3 protein-coding genes are annotated in these 3,856 nt (G+C 62.9%); all 3 read left to right on the top strand.

Annotated elements, in window-relative coordinates; all coding sequences use genetic code 11:
• Positions 1-226: 226 nt before the first annotated feature.
• From pvdM to pvdO, 3 genes are read left to right on the top strand one after another with little or no spacing between them, the layout of a single operon-like run.
• Positions 227-1,597 carry a dipeptidase gene (gene pvdM, locus HCU66_RS26725; RefSeq protein WP_205891092.1) on the top strand — a complete coding sequence of 457 codons (1,371 nt, stop codon included), beginning with the start codon at positions 227-229 and terminating at the stop codon, positions 1,595-1,597.
• The gene (gene pvdN, locus HCU66_RS26720; protein ID WP_205891093.1) at positions 1,594-2,880 is read left to right on the top strand and encodes a pyoverdine-tailoring periplasmic protein PvdN; all 1,287 of its coding nucleotides are present in this window, start codon (positions 1,594-1,596) and stop codon (positions 2,878-2,880) included. Before pvdM ends, pvdN begins: the two co-directional genes overlap by 4 nt.
• A gap of 42 nt (positions 2,881-2,922) precedes the next feature.
• Entirely contained in the window at positions 2,923-3,792 is an 870-nt protein-coding gene (gene pvdO / locus HCU66_RS26715; RefSeq protein ID WP_205891094.1) for a dihydropyoverdine dehydrogenase, read from the top strand.
• Positions 3,793-3,856 lie beyond the last annotated feature (64 nt).

The raw sequence follows: 3,856 nt of genomic DNA, 5'->3' as shown, positions 1-3,856 counted from the left end.
CGAAGCAACCCCAAATCCGCTCCCCGCGGTTCCGCAGTCAGAATGCGTTTGCCGGTTTTACGACTGCTTCGCAGCCGAACGGGGGCAAGCCCCCTCGCCACAAGGTATTGCGCAGCTCCTAAGGGTATTGCACAAACCCCTAATTTTTTTTATCGGTCACTCGTTCCTCCCAGATAGCAAAGGCCCCTGCGCCTGCACCGGGGCGGCGAACCTGACTGAGATGGCGATGACAAAAACACGTTCGAAAAAAGCGCTGTACCTCGGCCTGCCACTGGCCCTGGCCATCAGCGCCGGCGCAGGCTGGCTGGTCTGGGATCATTGGTTCAAGGACAACCCCGGATACCCAGTCAAGGTCATGAAACAGGCCACCGAACTGCAGGAGCGGATCCTTTCCTTCGACAGCCACATCACCGTCCCCCTGAACTTCGGCGCCCATGGCAATGAGGCCGACAAGGACGGTTCCGGGCAGTTCGACCTGATCAAGGCCAATCGCGGTCGGCTGTCCGGCGCGGCCCTGACGGTGTTCGGCTGGCCGGAAATGTGGAACGGCCCGAATGCGCCCCACAGGCCCACCGACGGTTTCGTCGAAGAAGCGCGCAACCAGCAGGAAGTGCGCTACAAAATCATCTCCGGGCTGGTTCGCGACTTTCCCAATCAGGTCGGCATCGCCTACACCCCCGACGACTTCCGACGCCTGCACGGCGAAGGCAAGTTTGCGATTTTCATCAGCATGCTCAACGCCTACCCGCTGGGCAATGACCTGAGCAAACTGGACCTGTGGGCCGCGCGCGGCATGCGCATGTTCGGCTTCAGCTACATCGGCAACAACAGTTGGGCCGATTCGTCACGACCGCTGCCGTTTTTCAACGACTCCCCCGATGCCCTCGATGGGCTGTCGGATATCGGCAAACAAGCGGTGCAGCGGCTCAACGATCTGGGCGTGATCATTGATGTGTCGCAGATGTCGACCAAGGGCCTGGAGCAAGTGGCGCACCTGAGCCGCACACCGATGGTGGCCTCGCACTCGGCGCCACGGGCCTCGGTGGACATCCCGCGCAACCTCAGCGACAAAGAGCTGCAACTGATCAAGAACAGCGGCGGCGTGGTGCAAGTGGTCGGTTTCTCGCAATACCTCAAACCGCTGACCCAAGGCACCCAGGACAAACTCAACGCCCTGCGCGCGCGTTTCGACCTGCCGCCGTTGCCCAACCTGGCGATGGCGTTGATGCCGGGCGACCCGATCATCACCGCATGGTCGGAACAAAAGCTCGGTCAATACGCCAGTGGCCTGTACGCCATTCTTGAGGAAGAACCCAAGGCCACGCTCAAGGATCTGGGCGACGCCATCGATTACACCGTGCGCAAGGTCGGCATCGACCACGTCGGCATCGCCTCGGACTTCAACGACGGCGGCGGCATCAAGGGGTGGGAAAATGTCGGGGAAATCCGCAACGTCACCGCCGAACTGATCCAGCGCGGTTATTCCGAAGCCGACATCGCCAAGCTCTGGGGCGGTAACTTCCTGCGGGTCTGGGAGCAGGTGCAAAAAGCCGCGAAACCCACACTGTTTTCTCACCAGGGGCCGGTCAAACCATGAGTGATCGCCGTACCTTTCTGAAACAGGCCGGGATCCTCGCCGCCGGCCTGCCGCTGGGTGCCAGCCTCGCCTCCCCGGCCGCCGCCGCGCCGCTGCAAGCCCTGCCCCGGGACAAATGGGCACATCTGCGTCAATGGTTCGACCAGGACCCGAACGTCATCCACTTCGCCAATTTTCTGGTGACCTCCCACCCGAAACCGGTGCGTGAGGCCATCGACCGTCACCGGGCCGAGCTCGATAAAAATCCCGGGCTGGCCATGGACTGGGACTTGGGCGTGACCGAGCAGCGCGAAGAAAACGTGCGGCTCTGGGCCGGCCGGTATTTGCAGGTCAAACCGACCCAAATCGCCCTCACCGGCAGCACCACCGAAGGCCTGGCGATGATTTATGGCGGTGTGCAAGTGCGCCCCGATCAGGAAATCCTCACCACGGTTCACGAGCACTACTCCACGAACAACATCCTGCGGTTTCGCCACCAGCGCGACGGCACCCCAGTGCGCAAGATTCAATTGTTCGAGCAGCCACAAACGATCTCGGCGGACCAGGTGCTGGATACCCTCAACCGCAACATCCGCCCCGAAACTCGCGTGCTGGGCATGACCTGGGTGCACTCGGGCAGTGGCGTGAAGCTGCCGATCGGCGACATTGCCGGCCTGGTCGATGAACACAACCGCCAGCGCGACGACCAGGACCGGATCGTTTACGTGGTCGATGGCGTGCACGGCTTCGGCGTCGAAGACTTGAGTTTCCCGGCGATGAACTGCGACTTCTTCATTGCCGGCACCCACAAATGGATGTTCGGCCCTCGCGGCACCGGCATCGTTTGCAGCCGCAGCGAAGAGCTCAAGTACGTCAGCCCGAGCGTGCCAACGTTCTCCGAAGCCACGACCTTCTCCACCATCATGTCCCCGGGCGGCTTTCATGCCTTCGAACATCGCTGGGCCGTGGACGAAGCATTCAAGTTGCACCTGGAGCTGGGCAAGGCCGACGTCCAGGCGCGCATCCATCAGCTCAACAGCTACCTCAAACAGCGCTTGCTGGAGCAGCCGGGCGTCGAGCTGGTCACCCCGGTCGATCCGAGGTTTTCGGCCGGGTTCAGCTTCTTTCGGGTCAAGGCTCAGGACAGCGATGCCGTGGCCGCCCACCTGATGCAACACCGGATTGTCTGCGATGCGGTCAGTCGCGACGTCGGCCCGGTGATCCGCACCGCGCCCGGCCTGCTCAACACCGAAGCCGAGGTGGACCGCTTCATTGATGTGCTTGGCAAAAAGCTTCGCGCGTGAACCTGCGCTGCGAGGCACCGTTTCCTTTAACCGAGACAACTTATGAAAACGCCCCACACGTTCTCCGCCCTGGCGCTGACCGCCTTGCTCGCCGGCCTGCTGCCCGGCACGGCCCAGGCCGCGACCCCGCCAGCCCCCGGCAAAGTGTTCAAGGACTGCAAGGACTGTCCGGAAATGGTCGTGCTGCCCGCCGGCCGCTACACCATGGGCACGCCAGCGGATGAAGTCGGTCACCAGCCCGATGAAGGTCCGCTGCATGAAGTGACTTTCACTCGCCCCTTCGCCATCAGTCGCTTCCAGGTGCTGGCGGGCGAATGGGACGCGTACGTGCGCGCCACCGGCAACACCCCCGCCGACTTCGACGATCGACCGGGCCGTCGTTGCACGGCCGGCAAACCGAGTTTCAAACAGACCGCACGCCACCCGGCGGTGTGCATGAATGCCGCCGAAGCCCAGGGTTACATTGCCTGGCTGTCGAAGAAAACCGGTCATGCCTATCGCCTGCCCAGCGAGTCGATCCGCGAATACGCCGCCCGCGCCGGCAGCACCGGGTCTTTCCCGTTTGCGTTCGATGAAGGCGCCGACTACCAGATCTCGAAAAACGCCAACACCTACGGCGCCGCCGACGGCTACAACTTCACCTCCCCGGCCGGCACCTTCCCGGCCAATGCCTTTGGCGTGTTCGACATGCACGGCAACGTGTACGAGTGGGTCGCCGACTGCTACCGCGAAGACTACGTCGGCGTGCCCACCGACGGCAGCCCGTGGCTGGAACAGAACTGCAAACGCCAGGTGATGCGCGGCAACGACTGGGGCGAGGCGCCGGTGTTTTCCCGCTCCGGCAATCGCAACAGCAGCCTGCCCACCAGCAGCGGCGACTGGCTGGGCTTTCGCGTGGTGCGCGAGCTCTGAATCCTTTGTGGCGAGGGGGCTTGAACTGCTTTTCGTAGGAGCCAGCTTGCCGGCGAAGGCGTGG

This window comes from Pseudomonas frederiksbergensis, assembly GCF_017114915.1.
In the GTDB taxonomy this organism is placed as follows: domain Bacteria; phylum Pseudomonadota; class Gammaproteobacteria; order Pseudomonadales; family Pseudomonadaceae; genus Aquipseudomonas; species Aquipseudomonas frederiksbergensis_I.
The sequence above is the reverse complement of the archived record's forward strand: the minus strand, read 5'-3'. Positions and strand labels throughout refer to the sequence as shown.

What these genes read in the sequence shown, in the direction of transcription:
- pvdO (WP_205891094.1), top strand. Translation starts at nt 2,923, where the DNA reads ATGAAAACGCCCCACACGTTCTCCGCCCTGGCGCTGACCGCCTTGCTC.
- pvdN (WP_205891093.1), top strand. Translation starts at nt 1,594, where the DNA reads ATGAGTGATCGCCGTACCTTTCTGAAACAGGCCGGGATCCTCGCCGCC.
- pvdM (WP_205891092.1), top strand. Translation starts at nt 227, where the DNA reads ATGACAAAAACACGTTCGAAAAAAGCGCTGTACCTCGGCCTGCCACTG.